The sequence below is a fragment of the Bailinhaonella thermotolerans genome, from assembly GCF_003594875.1.
Taxonomy (GTDB): domain Bacteria; phylum Actinomycetota; class Actinomycetes; order Streptosporangiales; family Streptosporangiaceae; genus Bailinhaonella; species Bailinhaonella thermotolerans.
The window spans coordinates 309,441-328,355 of the sequence record NZ_QZEY01000003.1; the positions used below are offsets into that span (position 1 = coordinate 309,441).

The 18,915-nt window shown below is 73.3% G+C and carries 16 protein-coding genes and 1 tRNA gene; 12 read left to right on the forward strand and 5 right to left on the reverse strand.

What is annotated here, in order from left to right; translation table 11 throughout:
* Window positions 1-4: 4 nt before the first annotated feature.
* Window positions 5-1,156, reverse strand: coding sequence for an S-adenosylmethionine:tRNA ribosyltransferase-isomerase (locus D5H75_RS10640; RefSeq protein ID WP_202638033.1), 1,152 nt, complete (start codon window positions 1,154-1,156; stop codon window positions 5-7).
* Window positions 1,157-1,289: 133 nt separating this feature from the next.
* Here D5H75_RS10640 and D5H75_RS10645 point away from each other — a divergent pair, with 133 nt between their 5' ends.
* From D5H75_RS10645 to D5H75_RS10655, 3 genes are all read left to right on the forward strand, one after another.
* On the forward strand, window positions 1,290-2,909 hold the full coding sequence (locus tag D5H75_RS10645) for a class I adenylate-forming enzyme family protein (RefSeq protein ID WP_119926228.1): 1,620 nt from the start codon (window positions 1,290-1,292) through the stop codon (window positions 2,907-2,909).
* The gene (locus D5H75_RS10650) at window positions 2,906-4,129 is read left to right on the forward strand and encodes a type III PLP-dependent enzyme domain-containing protein (RefSeq protein WP_119926229.1); all 1,224 of its coding nucleotides are present in this window, start codon (window positions 2,906-2,908) and stop codon (window positions 4,127-4,129) included. Before D5H75_RS10645 ends, D5H75_RS10650 begins: the two co-directional genes overlap by 4 nt.
* A gap of 287 nt (window positions 4,130-4,416) precedes the next feature.
* Window positions 4,417-5,307 carry a resuscitation-promoting factor gene (locus tag D5H75_RS10655; protein ID WP_147425112.1) on the forward strand — a complete coding sequence of 297 codons (891 nt, stop codon included), beginning with the start codon at window positions 4,417-4,419 and terminating at the stop codon, window positions 5,305-5,307.
* A gap of 83 nt (window positions 5,308-5,390) precedes the next feature.
* Here D5H75_RS10655 and D5H75_RS10660 read toward each other — a convergent pair whose 3' ends face one another.
* A complete protein-coding gene (locus D5H75_RS10660) occupies window positions 5,391-6,548 on the reverse strand; it encodes a serine/threonine-protein kinase (RefSeq protein ID WP_119926231.1) in 1,158 nt (385 codons plus the stop codon).
* Window positions 6,549-6,676: 128 nt separating this feature from the next.
* On the opposite strand from D5H75_RS10660, the gene rsmA reads away from it, so the two are divergent.
* The 3 genes from rsmA (at window position 6,677) to D5H75_RS10675 (ending at window position 10,997) form a co-directional block, all read left to right on the forward strand.
* Entirely contained in the window at window positions 6,677-7,531 is an 855-nt protein-coding gene (gene rsmA / locus D5H75_RS10665) for a 16S rRNA (adenine(1518)-N(6)/adenine(1519)-N(6))-dimethyltransferase RsmA (protein ID WP_119926232.1), read from the forward strand.
* A gap of 791 nt (window positions 7,532-8,322) precedes the next feature.
* Window positions 8,323-9,210 (forward strand): 4-(cytidine 5'-diphospho)-2-C-methyl-D-erythritol kinase, encoded by an 888-nt coding sequence (locus D5H75_RS10670; protein WP_202638084.1) that lies wholly within the window; start codon window positions 8,323-8,325, stop codon window positions 9,208-9,210.
* Window positions 9,207-10,997, forward strand: a complete 1,791-nt coding sequence (locus tag D5H75_RS10675; RefSeq protein WP_119926234.1) for an ABC-F family ATP-binding cassette domain-containing protein — start codon at window positions 9,207-9,209, stop codon at window positions 10,995-10,997. Before D5H75_RS10670 ends, D5H75_RS10675 begins: the two co-directional genes overlap by 4 nt.
* A gap of 7 nt (window positions 10,998-11,004) precedes the next feature.
* Here D5H75_RS10675 and D5H75_RS10680 read toward each other — a convergent pair whose 3' ends face one another.
* Window positions 11,005-11,517 carry a MarR family winged helix-turn-helix transcriptional regulator gene (locus tag D5H75_RS10680; RefSeq protein ID WP_119926235.1) on the reverse strand — a complete coding sequence of 171 codons (513 nt, stop codon included), beginning with the start codon at window positions 11,515-11,517 and terminating at the stop codon, window positions 11,005-11,007.
* Window positions 11,518-11,573: 56 nt separating this feature from the next.
* On the opposite strand from D5H75_RS10680, the gene D5H75_RS10685 reads away from it, so the two are divergent.
* Together D5H75_RS10685 and D5H75_RS10690 are read left to right on the forward strand one after the other, a co-directional pair.
* Window positions 11,574-12,347 carry a trans-aconitate 2-methyltransferase gene (locus D5H75_RS10685; RefSeq protein ID WP_206781954.1) on the forward strand — a complete coding sequence of 258 codons (774 nt, stop codon included), beginning with the start codon at window positions 11,574-11,576 and terminating at the stop codon, window positions 12,345-12,347.
* A gap of 65 nt (window positions 12,348-12,412) precedes the next feature.
* On the forward strand, window positions 12,413-12,787 hold the full coding sequence (locus D5H75_RS10690; protein ID WP_119926236.1) for a VOC family protein: 375 nt from the start codon (window positions 12,413-12,415) through the stop codon (window positions 12,785-12,787).
* A gap of 30 nt (window positions 12,788-12,817) precedes the next feature.
* On the opposite strand, the gene D5H75_RS44030 is transcribed toward D5H75_RS10690, so the two are convergent.
* Window positions 12,818-13,744 (reverse strand): TetR/AcrR family transcriptional regulator, encoded by a 927-nt coding sequence (locus D5H75_RS44030; protein WP_119926569.1) that lies wholly within the window; start codon window positions 13,742-13,744, stop codon window positions 12,818-12,820.
* Between the two features lie 61 nt (window positions 13,745-13,805).
* Window positions 13,806-14,744, reverse strand: coding sequence for an acyl-CoA desaturase (locus D5H75_RS10700; RefSeq protein ID WP_119926237.1), 939 nt, complete (start codon window positions 14,742-14,744; stop codon window positions 13,806-13,808).
* A gap of 483 nt (window positions 14,745-15,227) precedes the next feature.
* Here D5H75_RS10700 and D5H75_RS10705 point away from each other — a divergent pair.
* From D5H75_RS10705 to D5H75_RS10720, 4 genes are all read left to right on the forward strand, one after another.
* Window positions 15,228-15,298, forward strand: a tRNA-Gln gene (locus D5H75_RS10705).
* A 180-nt stretch (window positions 15,299-15,478) separates the two neighbouring features.
* The gene (glmU, locus tag D5H75_RS10710) at window positions 15,479-16,942 is read left to right on the forward strand and encodes a bifunctional UDP-N-acetylglucosamine diphosphorylase/glucosamine-1-phosphate N-acetyltransferase GlmU (protein WP_119926238.1); all 1,464 of its coding nucleotides are present in this window, start codon (window positions 15,479-15,481) and stop codon (window positions 16,940-16,942) included.
* A gap of 168 nt (window positions 16,943-17,110) precedes the next feature.
* Window positions 17,111-18,088: a ribose-phosphate diphosphokinase gene (locus tag D5H75_RS10715; RefSeq protein WP_119926239.1), complete on the forward strand. Its 978-nt coding sequence runs from the start codon at window positions 17,111-17,113 to the stop codon at window positions 18,086-18,088.
* 125 nt (window positions 18,089-18,213) lie between these two features.
* The gene (locus tag D5H75_RS10720) at window positions 18,214-18,888 is read left to right on the forward strand and encodes a 50S ribosomal protein L25/general stress protein Ctc (RefSeq protein WP_119926240.1); all 675 of its coding nucleotides are present in this window, start codon (window positions 18,214-18,216) and stop codon (window positions 18,886-18,888) included.
* The last annotated feature ends 27 nt before the right edge of the window (window positions 18,889-18,915 follow it).

Below are 18,915 nucleotides of genomic sequence, written 5' to 3' on the forward strand. Positions count from 1 at the left end.
CGCCTCAGATGATCAGCATGGAGTCGCCGAACTCGTTGAACAGGTAGCCATTGGGGATCACTTCCTCGCGGTAGAGGTCGAGCAGGGGCTGACGTCCGGTGAACGCGGCGGTGAGGCGCAGCTCCGAGCTGCGGGGCAGATGGAAGTTGGTGAGGAAGGAGTCGCAGGACCGCGGGCGGTGGCCGGGGCCGATGATGAGGTTGGTCCAGCCGGAGCCGGGCCAGACCCGCCCGCCGCGCTCGTCGGTGACCGTCTCCAGCGCGCGCAGCGCGGACGTGCCGCAGACGACCACGCGCCCGCCCGCGCGCCGGCGTTCGTTGATCTCGTCGGCGGCGCGGGTCGAGACCTCGTAGCGCTCGGGGCGCGGGAACGGCAGGCTCGGGGCGGCCGCGCCCGGGGTCAGCTCGATGTCGGCGTCCTCGGGCCAGTCCACCTCGTCGCCCAGCCAGTCCCGCAGGTAGCCGTGCTGCCAGCGGGCGGCGATGAAGTGGGTGACCTCCACGACGGCGACGCCCCGGTTCCGCAGCTCGTCCAGCATCGCGGAGGTGAAGTGCCGGCCCGCCGAGGGGAACAGCGTCGCCCCCGGCCTGGTGGCGAAGACCGTCTGGTAGTGGCCCGGATCGATCGGGCGCTCGACCAGGTAGTCGGGGTAGGCGATCTCCCCGATCTCGTCGAGGACGTCCGTGCCGCCGGGGTCGAGGCGGATGCGCCAGACGCCCGCCCCGTCCTCGCCGAGCAGGGTGCCGGTGACGGCGCCGTCCGCGCCGAAGCGCAGGACCTTCCCCGGTGCCCCGGCGGACGCGGGCAGGACCAGGCAGTGCCAGGTCCCGTCGTCCATCGGGGAGAAGAGGTTCACCACGACGGGCCCGCCCCGCCCGTCCTCGCCGCGCAGGAGGGACGGCACCACCCGCGCGTTGTTGAGCACGAGCGCGTCGCCGGGCGAGAGGTACGACCCAAGGTCGCGGAACCGGCGATGCTCCACGAGCCCGGAGCGGCGGTCCAGCACCAGCAGTTTCGCGTCGTCGCGTCCCGTGCCCCGCACCTCGGGCGGGCGCTGGGCGACGAGGGAGGGGGAGAAGTCGAAGTCGTACTGGTTCACCGGGGCGGGCGGGCTGAGCGGGCCCGGGGAACCGGTGGCGCCGGCGGAAAGGGTCACAGGGCGGCCTCCACGGCGGGTGGCTGGGTGGGCGGTGCCATGCGAACACTGAACCGCTTTAGCTGTCAACCCTCGATATTGCTGAAATCCAGGTCTTGACAGGCTAAAGCGCTCCAGTATCAGATGACCCGCGATGGACAGTCTCCCGCCGGAAGGCACTCTCCCGTCCCCGCTTCACCCGCCCCCCGCGTCCGGGCTCATCCACGAACTGCTGGACACCGCCGCGGCCGCCGTCCCCGACCGCACGGCCGTACGGGATCCTCAGGGCTCATGGACCTACCGGCGGCTCGCGCGGCGCAGCCTGTCCTTCGCCGGCTGGCTGCGCCGCCGCGGGGTCCTGCCCGGCGACCGCGTGCTCCTGCGCCTGCCCTCCGAACGGCCTACGGTCGCCATGGCGCACGGCGTCTCCCGGGCGGGGGCCGTCCTGGTGCCCGTCAACCCCCGCATGCGGCCGTACCATCTGCGCTCGGTCCTGCGCAGTGCCGAACCCCGGATCGTGATCACTGACGCGGAGGGCCGGGAACGGCTGCGCGGCCTCACCGCCGTCCCGGTGCTCGACGTGGCCGAGGTCTGGCCCGAGGCGGAGGCCGAGCCCGCGGACGCCCTCCCGGCCGCCGCCGGCGCCGCGGATCCCGCCGTCCTCATCTACACCTCGGGCAGCACCGCGGAGCCCAAGGGCGTCATCTGCCCGCACGCCCAGATGACCTTCGCGACGAGGGCGCTGACCTCGGTCCTCGGGTACCGCCCCGCCGATGTCGTCTTCTGCCGATTCCCGCTGTCCTGGGACTACGGGCTCTACAAGACGCTGATGGCGTGCGCCGCCCGCTGCGAGATCGTCCTGTCCGAGGGCGAGTCCGACCTCACCCTGCTCGCCCGGCTGCGGGAGAGCCGGGCCACGGTCGTGCCCATCGTGCCGTCGATGGCGGCGATGATCCTGCGGCTCTCCGAGCGCGACCGCGATCCGATCCCCTCGGTCAGGCTCCTCACCAACACCGGCGACGTGCTGCCGCGGGCGGCCATCGACGGACTGCGCGAGCGGTTCCCGGGGGCGCGCGTGGTGCGGCAGTACGGCCAGACCGAGGCCAAGCGCATCACCGTCATGCCGCCGGGACAGGACCGGGAACGCCCGGACTCGGTCGGCCTGCCACTCCCGGGGACCCGCGTCATGATCCTGGACGAGCGCGGCGCGGCCGTGCCCCCGGGGCAGGTCGGGGAGATCGTCGTGGCGGGCCCGCACGTGATGGCCGGCTACTGGCGCGCGCCCGAGGAGACCGCCCGCGCCTTCCGCCGTGAGGCGGGAGAGGCGCGAAAGCCGGGGGAGGCGAGAGATCCGGGGGAGGCGGGAGGACCGGGAGAGGCGGGGGAGGCGGGGGAGACGCGGTTGCACACCGGCGACTACGGGCGTCTCGACGCCGACGGCTATCTGTACTTCGAGGGCCGCCGCGACACCCTGTTCAAGCGGAACGGCGTGCGCGTGAGCGCGCTGGAGATCGAGGCGGCGGCCAGCGACATCCCCGGGGTGCGGGCCGCCGCCGTCCTGCCGCCCGGCGATCGGCACGATCTCTCCTTGTTCGTCGAGGGCGAGCTCGAACCGGCGGAGGTCCTGCGGCTCCTGCGCGACCGGCTCGAACCCGAGAAGGTGCCCCGGATCTGCCGGGTCCTGCCCCGGCTCCCGCTCACCCCGCACGGCAAGACGTCCCGCCGGGACCTCGCCGCGCTGCTGGACGACCCCGTGGCCGAGGGGGCCGGGTGACGCCCCACGCCGATCTCGCCGAGCGGTACGGCACGCCGCTGTACGTCTACGACCTGGACGAGGTGGCCGCGGCGAAGGCGGACCTGGCCGGTTTCCTGCCGGACGGATGCCGGATCCTCTACTCCCTCAAGGCCAACCCCCATCCGGACGTCGCCAGGGCGCTGCGTGAGGGACCCGGCCCGGGGTGCGGTGCCGAGGTCAGCTCGGTCGGCGAGCTGGCCGCCGCGGCGGAGGCGGGCTTCACCGGTGCCGAGATCGTCTACACCGGGCCGGGCAAGACCCCCGGAGAGCTCGCCCACGCCGTGGCCCGGGGCGTCCGGTCGTTCTCCGCCGAGTCGCCCGAGGATTTGCGGAACATCGGGCGCGCGGCGGAGGCCCACGGCGTCGTCGCCGGCTGCCTCCTGCGGGTCAACAGCGCCGAACCGGGCTCCGGCACCGGCCTGAGGATGACCGGGAAACCCACGCAGTTCGGCATCGACGCGGAGACCGTCGCCGCGTCGGCCGCGGAACTGCGCGCGGCGCCCGGCACGTCGATCACCGGCGTGCACCTGTTCTCGCAGAGCAACGCGCCCGGCGAGGACTCCCTGATCGCCGAGCTGCGGCACTCCGTCGAGGTGGCCGCCCGGATCCAGGACGACCTGGGGCCGCCCCTGCGGACGCTCGACATCGGCGGCGGTTTCGCCTCGCCGTACGGAAGACCGGGACCGCGCCCCGCCTACCCGCGCCTGCGGGCCGCTCTGGAGTCCGCCCTCGACGCGGCCTTCCCCGGCTGGCGCCGGGGCGAGCCCGGCGTCGCCGTAGAGTCCGGTCGCTATCTGACCGGTTCGGCGGGAACCCTCCTGACGCGGGTGACCTCGGTCAAGACGGGCCGGGGCCGTACCCACGTGATCCTGGACGCGGGCATCAACGTCTTCGGCGGCCTGTCGGGCCTGGGCCGCCTGCTGCCGGTGTCCGTGGAGCCGGAGCCCGGCGGCGCCCACGCCCGGGCGACCTTGGCCGGCCCCCTCTGCACCCCCGCCGACATCCTCGCCCGGGACGTCCCCGTCGCCGACCTCGGCCCCGGGGACGTCCTCGCCATCCCCAACACCGGCGCCTACGGCCTCACCGCGAGCCTCACGCTGTTCCTCGGCCGTCCCGCCCCCGTCGAAGCGGTCGTACGCGGCGGACAGGTCGTCTCCGCCACCCGGATCGTGCCCACCCGCGTCCCGGTCGCGGGATGACCTCGCATCCGGCGGCGAGGAGGGGACGGACGCGAGACGCACCCGGCGATGGGGACGAGGTGGTGCGCTTCCGGCCACCCCGGATCGGGTGAAGGGCGGCAGCCGGGCATTCGATCCCAGGGGGGAGCCGGGATTGGGGGAATGAGTTGAGGATGATCTTGGGGGCGGGCTAGCGTCCGAGGCGGTTCTGTTGCCTGAGTGCCGGAGGACTCGTGAGCGCCGTTACGGAGGGTCGACGACGGAGGACGGGCGGGAGGCGGCCGCGGTGGCGGTCCCGTCCGGCGCTGGTGGCGTACGGCGCGGCGGCCGGGCTCGTGGCGGGGCTGGTCGTGGGCGAGGGGATCGCCAAGGACGTCAGGCTCTCCGTGGACGGCAACGAGACGGCGCTCAACACCTTCTCGGGCACCGTGCGTGACCTGCTCGCCCGCGAGGGAGTGAAGGTAGGACCGCACGACCTCGTGTCGCCGCCGGTGGACTCGCCGCTGGCGAACGGCTCCGAGGTCGTCGTACGGCACGCGCGGCCCCTGCGGCTCACGGTGGACGGGCGCAGCACGACCCGGATGGTGACCGCGCTGAACGTGGGGGAGGCGCTGGAGCAGCTCGACCTCAAGGCCGCGCGCATGGACCAGCCGGTCTCGCGGCTGCGGGTGCTGCCGCGCGCCGGGTTCGCGCTGCGGATGCGGACGGTGCGCCGGGTGACGGTGCTGGTCGGCGACGTGCGCACCGAGGCCACGACCACGGCGGGCACCGTGCGCGAGGTGCTGAAGGCCGAGCGGGTCAAGCTGGGCAAGGGCTACAAGGTCAAGCCCGGGCTGCACGCGTTCCCGGCGGAGGGCGCGGTGATCCGCGTGATCAAGCCGCCGCCGCCCAAGCCGCCCGCGCCGCCCCGGACCGCGCTGCGCACCGGGGCCGCGCCGTCCTCGGTGGCCGCGCTCAACTGGGCGGGGCTCGCCCGGTGCGAGTCGGGCGGGCGGGCGAAGGCGGTGAACCGCTCGGGGCCCTACTACGGGCTGTACCAGTTCTCCCTGCCCACGTGGCGGTCGGTGGGCGGCACGAAGACGCCGATCGACTGGTCGGAGGAGGAGCAGACCTACCGCGCCCAGCTCCTCTACCAGAAGGTCGGCGGGCGCTGGCAGAGCCAGTGGCCGCACTGCGGCCGCTTCCTGTTCACCCGCTGACCTCTGGCGAGGGGCGTCCGGTACGACGCACGCCGCCGTCCGGTCCGGCGGACGTGGCCGTCCGGTACGGCGTACGGCGGCGCTCATCGGGCTAGGAGCGCCGGGATGACGAGCAGGCCGAGCGCGGCCGCGCCCAGGATCAGCAGCACCGCGAGCGGCAGGACGTAGCGCCACCGGCGGTCCCCCGCCTCCGGCCGTACGGCCGGGTCGCCGGGGGGCCGCCACCCACCCGTCGGCGCGGCCTCGGCCCGGGCCTCCGCGCCGGCCGGCGATGCGGGCGGCCCCGTGCCGGTGCCGGTCCGGGCGTCGGCGCCGGCCGGGGATCCGGTGCCGGTCGGAGAGCCGGTGCCGGGATCGGGATTCCCGGCCGGCCGGGCCACGGGACCTTCGGAGGGCGGGGCGGCGGGGGCTTCGGCGGTGGCGGCGAGCGCGAGCAGCAGTTCCCCGGCGGAGGGGCGGCGGGCCGGGTCGGGGTCGAGCGCCCGCGCGACCAGCCCGTCCAGCGGCGCGGGCAGCCGGCCGGGGTCGGGCGTCGCGTGCAGCAGCCGCGCGGCCATCGTCAGCGCGTCGCCCTCGCCGTACGGGTGCCGCCCGGTCCCGGCGTACGCCACGAGGCAGCCCCAGGTGAACACGTCCACGGCCGGGGTGACCGGCAGCCCCCGGACCTGCTCCGGCGCCCACCAGCCGGGGCTGCCGACGAGCTGCCCCGCCCGGGTGAGCGCGTGCGAGGAGTCGAGCGCCCGCGCGATCCCGAAGTCGATCACGCGCGGCCCGGACATCGACAGGATCACGTTCGCGGGCTTGAGGTCGCGGTGCACCAGCCCCGCCGCGTGGATCGCGGTCAGCGCCGCCGCCACCCCCAGCGCCACCCCGTGCAGCGTTCCCGGCTCCAGCGCCCCGAAGTCCGAGACCTGCCGCGCGAGGGATACGCCCGGGATGTACTCGGTGATCATGTACGGCCGGCCGTCCGCCACGCCGTCCCCGAGCACGCGGGCGGTGCAGAACGACGCGACACGCCGGGCGCTGGCCACCTCGTCCCGGAACCGCGCCGCGAACCCGGCGTCCATCGCGTGCGCCGCCTTGATCAGCTTGATCGCCACCCGCCGCCCGTCGTGGGATCGCGCCAGGTAGACGGTGCCCATGCCGCCCTCGCCGATCCGCCCGAGCAGCGTGTGCCCGGCGATCTCGCGCGGGTCGCCGGGGTGGAGCCGGCCGGTCCGCTCGACCGCGTCGGCGTTCATCCGGGCCCTCCTCTCGGCCGTGCCCGTCTCCTCCACGGTCTCCCGGATCGCCCCTTCCAGTCGAGCCGATACCGGGCTCGGGCAGGCCGCGCGACGCCCGAGCCCCCGGCGTACGGCACACTTGTGCGGTGGCAGAGGGATTGCTCGGACCGGCTGACGTGCGCGAACTCGCGACGCGCCTCGGCGTGCGGCCGACGAAGAAGCTGGGCCAGAACTTCGTCGTGGACGGCGGGACCGTGCGTCGCATCGTCCGCGTCGCGGAGGTGGGGCCCGACGACGTGGTGGTGGAGGTCGGCCCCGGCCTGGGCTCGCTGACGCTGGCGTTGCTGCCCGCCGTGAAGCGCGTGGTCGCCGTCGAGATCGACCCGGTGCTGGCGGCGCGGCTCCCCGCGACGGTGTCCGAGCGCCTGCCCGAGTACGCCGACCGCCTGGAGGTCCTGGAGGCCGACGCCATGCGCGTCCCCGGCGTCCCCGGCCCTCCGCCCACCGCCCTGGTGGCCAACCTCCCGTACAACGTCGCCGTCCCCGTGGTGCTGCACCTCCTGGAGACGCTGCCGTCCCTGCGCCGGGGCCTGGTCATGGTTCAGTCCGAGGTGGCCGACCGGCTCGCCGCCACCCCCGGTTCCAAGGTGTACGGCGTGCCGTCGGTCAAGGCGGCCTGGTACGCCGACGTGCGCCGCGCGGGGCCCGTCGGCCGCACGGTCTTCTGGCCCGTCCCCAACGTCGATTCCGGCCTGGTCTCCCTGGTGCGGCGCGACCCCCCGCGCACCTCCGCGACCCGCGAGCAGGTCTTCGCCGTCGTGGACGCCGCCTTCGCCCAGCGCCGCAAGACCCTCCGCGCGGCCCTGGCGACCTGGGCCGGCTCCCCCGCCGCCGCCGAACAGGCACTCCGCGCCGCCGGCGTGGACCCCACCGCCCGGGGCGAACAACTGGACGTCGAGTCCTTCGCCCGAATAGCCGAACACCACCCCACCCAGCCCTGACACCCACACTCCGCCTGGGCCCCGACCACGCGACCCCGGCCCCGCCGCTCCCGAAGCGTCGGGGTTCGGGCCGCTCAGGAGTGCGGGAACCGCGCCGGGTCCGTGACGGCCGGGCTCGACGCCGGCCCCGGGGCGGCCACATCTCGCGTTGAACCCGGGGATGTCCGGGGTGTACCCGTCCAGAGGCGCTGGGCCGCGCCGGTTCCGGGTGGCCGCCGTCGCCCGCCGGGGCGGTGGTTCTCCTTCTGGGCCCGGGGTTCCAGGCCGGACCGGTTCTGGGCGCCGGGTATGTGCCGGGGTCGTGGCGGTCCGGCCCGCGCCGGCCTCCATTCGGCTACGGGCCGGGGTCGTGGGGGCCTGGGTCGCACCGGTCCCGAGGCTTTGATCCTCGCGCCGGGAACCGGGAGCCAGGCACGTCGAGGCTGCTCCATGTCGGCGCGGACTGCCCGTCAGGGGATCACGCGGACACCAGGGACTCATGCGTCGGACCCGGCGCCAGCCGTACGCCGGCGCCCGGAGAACCAAGGCGCCCCTCCTCACCGTGATCATGCGGTTTTGCGCACAGGGTGTGATTAAAACTGCATGATCACGCCGAAGGAGGAGCCGGCGAGGGGGGAGCCGGCGAAGGGGGAGCCGGCGTGGAGGGGAGACGATGCGAAGGGGAGACGACGCGAAGGGGGGACGGCGCGGAGGATGAGGGGGCGGCGGCGCGGAGGGGGTAGGTGGAGGGGGCGGGTTGGATCGGGTGGGGTGGGGAGGTGGGGACAGTAAACTCGGCTCTCGTGACTTCTGTGACCGTCCGGGTGCCTGGAAAGGTCAACCTGCAAATTTCCGTGGGGCCGCTCCGCGCCGACGGTTATCACGAGCTCGTCAACGTCTTCCACGCCGTGTCGCTGTACGACGAGGTGTCGGCGGCTCCGTCGGACCGCGTGCGGGTGCGCGTCTCGGGCGAGGGGGCCGACCAGGTGCCGCTGGACGAGGACAACCTCGCCGGCCGGGCGGCGCGGCTGCTCGCCGACCGCACCGGGCATCCGGCGCGGGTCGCGCTGGAGATCCGCAAGGCGATCCCGGTGGCGGGCGGCATGGCGGGCGGCAGCGCCGACGCCGCCGCCGCGCTCGTGGCCTGCGACGCCCTGTGGGGCACCGACCTGAGCGCCGGGGAGCTGCACGCGCTCGCCGCCGAGTTGGGCAGCGACGTGCCGTTCGCGCTGATGGGCGGCACGGCCGTGGGCCGCGGCCGCGGGGAGGACCTGGTGCCGGTCACCGCGCGCGGCACCTTCCACTGGGTCTTCGCGCTCGCCCCCGGCGGCCTGTCCACCGCGGCCGTTTACGCCGAGTGCGACCTGCTGCGCCGGCACGAGGCCGTCCCCGAGCCCGCCGCCAGCGACGCGCTGATGGCGGCGCTCGCGGCCGGGGACGCCAAGGCCCTCGGCGCGGCTCTGGCCAACGACCTGCAGCCCGCCTCGCTCGCCCTGCGCCCCCAGCTCGCGAAGGTGCTGCGCGCGGGCGAGGACTTCGGCGCGCTGGGCGGCATCGTGTCCGGCTCCGGCCCCACCTGCGCCTTCCTGGCCGAGTCCGGGCGACACGCCGAGGAGCTGGCCCTCGCGCTGTCCGACGCGGGCGTCTGCCGCGCCGCCGTGCGCGCGACCGGCCCGGTGCCGGGGGCGGTCATCGTATGAACCTGGTCAACCTGGAGTCGGTACGGCTCGCCTACGGCCCCAAGGTGCTGCTCGACGGCGTGTCCCTGGGCGTCGCCGCAGGGGAGCGCATCGGCGTGGTGGGCCGCAACGGCGGCGGCAAGACGACGCTGATCTCGCTGATCGCGGGGCTGATCGAGCCCGACAGCGGGCGCGTCACCCACACCCGGGGCCTGCGGGTCGGCTACGTCACCCAGCAGGACGACCTCGACCCGGACCTGACCGTGCGCCAGGTGGTGCTGGACGGCCGCGCCGAGCACGAGTGGGCCGGGGACGCCCGGGTCCGCGACATCCTGGACGCGCTGCTCGGCGGCATCGGCCTCGACGCGACCGTCGGCACGCTGTCCGGAGGCGAGCGCCGCCGTACGGCTCTCGCGCGGCTGCTCATCGACGAGCACGACCTGATCGTGCTGGACGAGCCCACCAACCACCTCGACATCGAGGCCATCGACTGGCTGGCCCGCCACGTCGTCGCGCGGCGCGAGTCGCTGCTGGTCGTGACCCACGACCGGTGGTTCCTGGACGCCGTCTCCACGCGCACGTGGGAGGTCGTGGACGGGCAGGTGCACCGGTACGAGGGCGGGTACGCCGCGTTCGTGCTGGCCAAGGCCGAGCGGGCGCGCATCGCCGCCGCGGCCGAGGAGCGCCGGCAGAACCTCATGCGCAAGGAGCTGGCGTGGCTGCGGCGCGGCCCGCCCGCCCGCACCTCCAAGCCCAAGTTCCGGATCGAGGCCGCCCAGGCCCTGATCGCGGACGTGCCGCCCGTGCGCGAGCGCGTCGAGCTGGTGCGGTTCGCCTCCGCCCGGCTCGGCCGCACGGTCTACGACCTGGAAGAGGTCACGCTGCGGGCGGGCGAGGACGGGCCGCTGGTGCTCGACGCGGCCACCTGGCACTTCGGGCCGGGCGACCGCGTGGGCCTGATCGGGGTGAACGGGTCGGGCAAGTCCACGGTGCTGCGCCTGCTCGCGGGCGAGGAGACTCCGGACTCGGGACGCCTCGTCACCGGCCGCACGGTCCGGGTGGCGTACCTGTCGCAGCAGCTCGCCGAGCTGGATCCGACGCGGCGCGTGCTGGAGACGGTGGAGTCGATCCGCCGGGTCATCCAGGTGGGCAAGCGCGAGTGGACGGCCTCGCAGTTGCTGGAACGGCTGGGCTTCCGCGGCGAGGCGCAGTGGAAGGTCGTCGGCGACCTGTCCGGCGGCGAGCGGCGGCGGCTGCAACTGCTGCGCCTGCTCATGGACGACCCGAACGTGCTCATGCTCGACGAGCCGACCAACGACCTCGACATCGAGACGCTGAACGAGCTGGAGGACCTGCTCGACGGCTGGCCGGGCACGCTGATCGTGGTCAGCCACGACCGGTACTTCCTGGAGCGCGTCGCGGACGTCTCGGTGGCGCTGCTGGGCGACGGCAAGCTGTCGCTGCTGCCGGGCGGGGTGGACGAGTACCTCGAACGGCGGCGCGCCGGGACCGCGGTCACCGCCCGCGTGGCGTCGGCGGCCCCCGAGAAGCCGGAGCCGAAGGCCGCCGCGCCGGAGCCGGGGCTGTCGGCGAAGGAGCTGCGGGAGGCCCAGAAGGAGCTGTCCCGGCTGGAGCGGCGGCTGGAGAAGCTCACCGCCCGCGAGGAGGAGCTGCACGCCGCCCTGGCCGACAGCGCCACCGACTACAACCGCCTGATCGCCCTGGACGCCGACCTCAAGGCCGTCCAGGCCGAGAAGGACGAGGTCGAGGCCGCCTGGCTGGAGCTCGCCGAGCGCCTCCCGGCCTGAGGGGCGGTCAGGGGGCCTCGCGGGCGGGGGGCTGGGTGTCGAAGGGGATGAGGAGGGTGCGGAGGAGGGTGGAGAGGTTGTCCCTGGCGGCGTGGTCCAGGCCGGCCAGGAGGTCGCGCTCGCGGTCGAGGAGGGCGGCGAACGCGGCGTCCACCTTCCGGCGGCCGGCGGGCGTGAGCCGTACCAGGATGCCCCGCTTGTCCTCGGGGTCGGGGCGGCGCTGGACCAGGCCCGCCTCCTCCAGCCGGTCGATGCGGTTGGTCATCGTGCCGGAGGTGACCAGGGTGGCGCGGAGGAGTGCCCCGGGGCTCAGCTCGTAGGGCTCGCCGGCGCGGCGCAGCGCGGTGAGCACGTCGAACTCCCACGGCTCCAGGCCGTGCTCGGTGAACGCGTCGCGCCGCGCGCGGTCCAGGTGACGCGCGAGCCGTGACACGCGGCTCAGCACCTGGAGCGGCTCGACGTCGAGATCGGGGCGCTCGACGCGCCAGGCGGCGACCAGCCGGTCCACCTCGTCCTGCATGAAGCGCAGTCTATCTCTCTTGACATCGAGATACTTTGCGACTTGGATTTATCTTGATGTCGAGAGATATTTGGGACCCCACGCAGTACGGTCGATACGCGGACGAACGTTCCCGTCCCTTCTTCGATCTGATCGCGCGCGTGCGGGCCGAGAAGCCCCGCCGGGTGGCCGACCTGGGGTGCGGCAGCGGAGAGCTGACCGCGACCCTGGCCGAGCGCTGGCCCGATGCCGTCGTCACCGGCCTCGACTCGTCCGAGGCCATGATCGCCAAGGCCGTCGCGGCCAACCCCGGCGTCGAGTTCGCGGTCGCCGACCTGCGCGACTGGCAGCCGGAGCCCGACACCGACGTGGTGGTCTCCAGCGCCGTGTTCCAGTGGGTGCCGGGCCACCGCGAGCTGCTCGTGGACTGGGCGGAGCGGCTCCCCGCCGGCGCCTGGCTCGCGTTCCAGGTCCCGGGGAACTTCGCCGCGCCGAGCCACGAGGCGATCCGCCGCGTCTGCGCGTCGCCCCGCTGGACGGTGGTCGCGGACGTGCCGCGCCCCGACCCGGTCTCCAGCCCCGCGGAGTACCTCGACCTGCTCACCGCCTGCGGCCTGGACGTCGAGGCCTGGGAGACCACCTACCTGCACGTCCTCCCCGGCGACGACCCCGTCCTGGAATGGGTGAAGGGCACCGCGCTGCGACCCATCCTCGACCGGCTCCCCGACCCGGAGGAGCGCGCCGCGTTCCTGGCCGATCTGGGCGCCCGGCTGCGCGAGGCCTATCCGCGCAAGCCGTACGGGACGGTCTTCCCGTTCCGGCGGGTGTTCGTGGTCGCGCGCAAGCCGTAGGACGCGGACCCGCACCGGTCGGCTCACGTGGATCACATGGAATCGCACTGTCGCGAGGAGGCGTCTTGAGCGTCATCGGCCTGCACCACGTCCAGCTCGCGATCCCGCCCGGCGTGGACGACGAGCTGCGCGCCTTCTACGGCGGCCTGCTCGGCCTCACCGAGATCCCCAAGCCCCCGGAGCTGGCCAAACGCGGCGGCATGTGGTTCCGCGGTCCGGCCGTCGAGCTGCACCTGGGCGTCGAGGACCCGCACGTCCCCGCCCGCAAGGCGCACCCCGGCCTGCTGGTCGAGGACGTGGACGCGCTCGCCGTACGGCTGTGCGAGGCGGGCCTGGACGTGCGTCCTGACGACCTGCTCCCGGGTTTCCGGCGTTGTTACGTGGACGATCCCGCCGGAAACCGCCTCGAACTCCTGGAACCGCCGCCCCCGGCCCCGTGACCAGGCCACACGCCAGCCCTCCGGGCGGGACTACTCGGCGGCGACGGGTTCCTCGCGGGACCTGGCCTGGGCCTTGAGTTCCTTCTGGCGCTGCTTCTCCAGCTCCTTCAGCTCCCTGGCCTGGGCCTTCTCCAGCTCGCGCAGTTCCTTCTCGCGCTTGGCCCGCGCCTTCTCCAGCTCCTTGAGCTCCTTCTGGCGCTGCTTCTCCAGCTCCTTCAGCTCCTTGGCGCGAGCCTTGGGGTCCCGTACGGCCTCCCGTGCGGCCTCCCGTGCGGCCTCCGCGGAGGCCTCGGCGGGGATGCGGCCGGGGGCCGACAGCCGGGGGGACGGCTCAAGGCCGGTCAGACCGTTCCAGGCCAGGTTCACCAGGTGCGCGGCGACGTCCTCGCGCTTGGGCTTGCGCTCGTCCAGCCACCACTGGCCGGTGAGCGCCACCATGCCGACCAGCATCTGGGCGTACATGCCGGCGTTCTTGGGGTCGTACCCGCGCTGCTTGAACTCCGCCCCGAGCACGTCCTCGACCTGGCTGGCGATGTCGTTGATCAGGCTGGCGAAGGTGCCCGTCCCGGAGGCCGCGTGGGAGTCGCGGACGAGGATGCGGAACCCCTCGCTGTTCTCCTCGACGTACTGCAGCAGCGCCATCGCGGCGCGTTCCAGCTTGGTGCGGGCGTTCGAGGCCGCCAGCGCGGCGGTCACCATCGCCAGCAGCCGCTCGACCTCGCGGTCCACCACGACCGCGTACAGCCCCTCCTTGCCGCCGAAGTGCTCGTAGACGACGGGCTTGGAGACCTTCGCCCTGGCGGCGATGCGCTCGATGGAGGTCCCGTCGAAGCCCTTCTCGGCGAACATCGCGCGCCCGACCTCGACGAGTTGCTCGCGGCGTTCCTTGCCGGTCATCCGCTTGCGGCTCGAATGGGTCTTGCCGGGCGTCTTGGAAGGGTCAGTCACAGGCTCCATCATGGCCTGTTCTGGATATGTGACGGGGGCCACCAGAGCGGCGGCCCCCGATCTACTGCCCTCAGCCAAGGCGCTTCGCCGCCAGGCGCTCAGGCGTCGGCCAGCGGACGTCGTGGGCCCAGCCGAGCTTCTCGAACACCTTGATGACGAAGGCGCTCGGGTCGATCTGGCCCTTCAGCGCGCCGTGGCGGGCGCAGGTCGGGTCGGAGTGGTGCAGGTTGTGCCAGGACTCGCCGAACGAGGGGATCGCGAGCCACCAGACGTTGCGGGACTTGTCGCGGACCTCGAAGGCCTCGTCGCCGAACACGTGGCAGATGGAGTTGATGGACCAGGTCACGTGGTGCAGCAGTCCGATGCGGATCAGCGTGCCCCAGAAGAAGGCGGTCAGCGCGCCCTGCCAGGACCAGGAGAGCAGGCCGCCCAGGATCGGGGGCAGCAGCAGCGACGTCAGCGCCAGGGCCGGGAACAGCTTGTGCAGCTTCACGATGTCCGGGTCCTTGACCAGGTCCGGGGCGTACTTCTCCCGGTTGGTGCGCTCGGACTCGAACAGCCAGCCCATGTGGGCGTAGAGCAGGCCCTTGGCCAGCGCCTTGGGGCCGGTGCCGAAGCGCCACGGCGAGTGCGGGTCGCCCTCCTTGTCGGAGAACTTGTGGTGCTTGCGGTGGGTCGCCACCCAGTCGATCACCGACATCTCCAGTGAGAGGCTGCCGGCGACGCCGAGGGCGATCTTCAGCTTGCGGTTGGCCTTGAAGGAGCCGTGGGTGAAGTAGCGGTGCAGGCCGACGGTCACGCCGAGCCCGGACACGATGTAGAAGAACGCCGCGATCGCGATGTCGAGCCAGCCGAGGCCCCAGCCCCAGGCGAACGGCACGGCGACGGCCAGCGCGACCAGGGGCGCGCCCACGACGACACCGAAGATGATCAGATCGGCTTTGGACTTGGGCTCGGGCTCGAAGTCGGGCTTGGGCTGCCGCGCGGGGCGCTCGAGAGTGACGGTCATGGGCTTCCTCGCGTTGATTCTGTCTGGCTACGCAACCGTAACCTACGCCATCGTAGGTTAGGAATGCCTAGGTACCCAAGTACGTAAAACTCACACCTCCCGGCCCTCGTCGTGGTGGCTCCCGACCCTTGCCCCATCCGGCCTCCGTCTGCTAGAGGCCCTCGTGGCCTGGTACGGCGTGAGCTCCCCGCGCCGCCGTACCCGCCCCGGCGCCGCCGTACCCGGCGAGGCGCACGCCGTACCCGGGGCCGGGCGCACGCCGTGCCCCGGGGGCGGGCGCGAGCCGTACGCCCGGACGGGCGCGAGCCGTACGGCGCGGGCGGGCGCGAGCCGTACGGGCGGGGGCGCGAGGCGGGCGGGGCGGGAGAGGGGGCCGGGGCCGCCGGCATGCCGAGCCGGTGATCCGGTCGGTATCCTGGAATCGGCCGGACGGGCGGGCCCCGCGTCGCGAGACGGGGGCCGGCGCGGCCGGACCTGGAGCGATCCCGGGTCGTCTAACGGCAGGACGAGGGTTTTTGGTGCCCTTTACGGAGGTTCGAATCCTTCCCCGGGAGCGTGGCGCACCCCGCCTGGGCCCTCAGGCGGGGGGCTGGACCCCGCCGGGTGACGGACCGGTATCCTGCCCATGTCGGGCGGGTGACAGCTCAGCGTGTCGGCGTGTCAGCCGTACGTGATCACCGGTCCGGCATCGCCCTGATGGCGCAGTCCGCCGACGCCGAGAGCCAGGAGTCCCGTTGAGCGCGACCCACCCGGCCGCCGTGATCGTCCTCGCCGCCGGTGAGGGCACTCGGATGAAGTCCAGCACCCCCAAGGTCCTGCACGAGGTGAACGGCCGGGCCCTGGTCGACCACGCCCTCGCCGTCGCCCGCGGCCTCGCGCCGGAGCGGCTGATCGCCGTCGTCGGCCACGGCAGGGAGCGGGTCACCGCCCACCTCGCCGAGTCGGCCCCCGACGCCCAGATCGTGGTCCAGGAGAGCCAGAACGGCACCGGCCACGCCGTCCGCACGGTCATCGAGGCCACCGGCGAGCTGACCGGCACCGTCCTCGTGACGTACGGCGACGCGCCCATGGTGCGCTCGGAGACCCTGGCCGCGCTGGTGGAGTGCCACGAGGCCGAGGGCAACGCGGTCACCGTGCTCACCGCCGAGGTGCCCGACCCCACGGGCTACGGCCGCATCGTCCGCGACGCCTCCGGCGCGATACTGGAGATCGTGGAGCACAAGGACGCCACGGAGGAGCAGCGCGCCATCGCCGAGATCAACTCCGGCGTCTACGCGTTCGACGGAGCCCTGCTCGGCCCGGCGCTCAAGCGGGTCTCCACCGCGAACTCCCAGGGCGAGGAGTACCTCACCGACGTGCTCGCGATCCTGCGCGACGACGGTCACCGCGTCGGCGCGCTGGTCACCCCGGACGCGGTGGAGATCGAGGGCGTCAACGACCGCGTCCAGCTCGCCGCCGCCCGCCGCGTGCTCAACGACCGCGTGCTCGACCGGCTCATGCGCGCGGGCGTCACCGTGATCGACCCCATGACCACCTGGATCGACGCGGACGTGGAGATCGCCCAGGACGTCGTGATCCACCCCGACACGCGCCTGCACGGCCGCACGTCCATCGCCACGGGCGCCGAGGTCGGCCCCGGCTGCACGCTCACCGACACCACCGTCGGGGAGAACGCCCGGGTGATCCACGCGTGGTGCGAGAGCGCCGAGATCGGCGCCGACGTGCGGGTCGGCCCCTACACCTACCTGCGCCCGGGCACGCGGCTGGCCGCGGGGGCCAAGGCCGGCGCGTTCGTCGAGATGAAGAACGCCAGCGTCGGCGAGGGCTCCAAGGTCCCGCACCTGACCTACGTCGGGGACGCCACGGTCGGCTCGGGCACCAACATCGGCTGCGGCACGGTCTTCGTCAACTACGACGGGGTCGCCAAGCACCACACGACGGTGGGCGACAACGCCTTCGTGGGCAGCGGGACCATGCTGGTCGCGCCGGTGACCGTGGAGGACGGCGGCTTCACCGCGGCCGGATCGGTGATCATCAATGACGTGCCCCCCGGCGCGATGGCGGTCGCGCGCGGCCGGCAGCGCAACGTCGAGGGGTGGGTGGCCCGCAAGAGGGCGGGCACGCCTTCCGCCGAGGCCGCCGAGCGGGCCATCGCGCGCCGGGCCGACGAGTCGAGTCGCGGCGACGAGAACGGCTGACGGACGGCTGACTCGGCGGCGGTACGGCGGGCCACGAACCCGGCGAGGCCGTGCTTCCCGGAGATCCCGGGGCGGCCGAGGTGAATACCGGCGAACAACGGAAATGGCAAGAACCGGCGCGCGCGTGAGCGGCGCGGCGGCGGACGACGACGCCCGTGGGGGTATGCAGTGAGCGGCATCAAAGCGACCGGTGAGAAGAAGCTGATGCTCTTCTCCGGACGGGCGTTTCCGGAACTGGCGAAGGAGGTCGCGGACTGCCTCGGCATCGAGCCGACACCGACGCGCCTGCAGGACTTCGCCAACGGCGAGATCTTCGTGCGGTTCGAGGAGTCGGTGCGCGGCTCCGACGCCTTCGTGATCCAGAGCCACACCAGGCCGCTGAACAAGTGGATCATGGAGCAACTGATCATGGTAGACGCGCTCAAGCGGGCCTCCGCCAAGCGCATCACCGTGGTCATCCCGTTCTTCGGCTACGCGCGGCAGGACAAGAAGCACCGCGGCCGCGAGCCGATCACCGCCCGCCTGATGGCCGACATGTTCCGTACGGCCGGCGCCGACCGCCTCATGTGCGTGGACCTGCACACCGCGCAGATCCAGGGCTTCTTCGACGGGCCCGTGGACCACCTGTTCGCGCTGCCGATCCTGGCCGAGTACGTCAAGTCCAAGCTGAACATGGACGAGGTCACGGTGGTCGCCCCCGACGCCGGACGGGTCCGTACGGCGGAGCGCTGGACCGACACGCTCGGCACCCCGCTGGCGATCATCCACAAGCGGCGCGACCCGGACGTCGCCAACGAGGTGAAGGTCTTCGAGGTCGTCGGCAAGGTGCGCGGCCGCACCTGCGTGCTCATCGACGACATGATCGACACCGGCGGCACGATCATCAAGGCCGCCGACGCGCTGTTCGAGCAGGGCGCGGCCAAGGTCATCGTCGCGGCGACGCACGGCGTGCTCTCCGGCCCGGCGGTGGACCGGCTCAAGAACTCCCGCATCTCCGAGGTCGTGATCACCAACACGCTCCCGATCCCCGGCGAGCAGCGGTTCGACAAGCTCACGGTGCTGTCCATCGCGCCGCTCATCGCCCGCGCCATCAGCGAGGTCTTCAGCGACGGGTCGGTGACCAGTCTCTTCGAGGGACACAGCTGAGCTAGACTGTCGTGGTTCCGGATTTCGGGACTTCCGATCCGGATCGCGTTCGTAACGCCTCCCGCTAGGGCGGGGTTCCGGGTGAACGCGTCTCACATCATCTGATCGACCCTAGGAGACCTGTCGTGTCCGAAGTACGTATCGCAGCCGAGTCTCGCACCGAGTTCGGCAAGGGCGCCGCTCGGCGCATCCGCCGGGCCGACAAGGTCCCCGCCGTCCTCTACGGCCACGGCATCGACCCCAAGCACCTCACGCTGCCGGGCCACGAGCTCATGATCGCCCTGCGCACGCCGAACGTGCTCATCCGCCTCGCCGGCGAGGGCATCGACGAGATCGCGCTCCCCAAGGGCGTCCAGCGTGACCCGATCAAGGGCTTCATCGAGCACGTCGATCTCCTCCTCGTGAAGCGCGGCGAGAAGGTCACCGTCGAGATCCCGGTCACCACCGTGGGCGAGGTCGCCTCCGACGGCATCCTCGACGTGCAGCTCCCGCAGCTCACCGTCGAGGCCGAGGCCACCCACATCCCCGAGGGCGTCGAGGTGGACGTCGAGGGCCTGGAGGTCGGCACCCAGATCACCGCCGCCGACCTCAAGCTCCCCGCGGGCACCACGCTGATCGCCGAGCCCGACACCCTCGTGCTCCACGTGATCGCCGCCCCGACCGAGGAGCAGCTCGCCGACGAGCTGGGCGAGTCCGAGGAGGAGGCCGAGGAGGCCGCCGACGAGGACGCCACGCCGGAGGACGCCTCCGTCGAGGAGAGCGGCGAGGGCGCCGAGGCCGAGGAGAAGGCCGCCGAGTAATCTCGGGACCCTTCATGCGAAAGTCCT

Coding starts and splice junctions, on each gene's coding strand:
- D5H75_RS10645 (WP_119926228.1), top strand. CDS start 1,290: ATGGACAGTCTCCCGCCGGAAGGCACTCTCCCGTCCCCGCTTCACCCG.
- D5H75_RS10660 (WP_119926231.1), bottom strand. CDS start 6,548: ATGAACGCCGACGCGGTCGAGCGGACCGGCCGGCTCCACCCCGGCGAC.
- D5H75_RS10675 (WP_119926234.1), top strand. CDS start 9,207: ATGAACCTGGTCAACCTGGAGTCGGTACGGCTCGCCTACGGCCCCAAG.
- D5H75_RS10680 (WP_119926235.1), bottom strand. CDS start 11,517: ATGCAGGACGAGGTGGACCGGCTGGTCGCCGCCTGGCGCGTCGAGCGC.
- D5H75_RS10685 (WP_206781954.1), top strand. CDS start 11,574: ATGTCGAGAGATATTTGGGACCCCACGCAGTACGGTCGATACGCGGAC.
- D5H75_RS44030 (WP_119926569.1), bottom strand. CDS start 13,744: ATGGAGCCTGTGACTGACCCTTCCAAGACGCCCGGCAAGACCCATTCG.
- D5H75_RS10700 (WP_119926237.1), bottom strand. CDS start 14,744: ATGACCGTCACTCTCGAGCGCCCCGCGCGGCAGCCCAAGCCCGACTTC.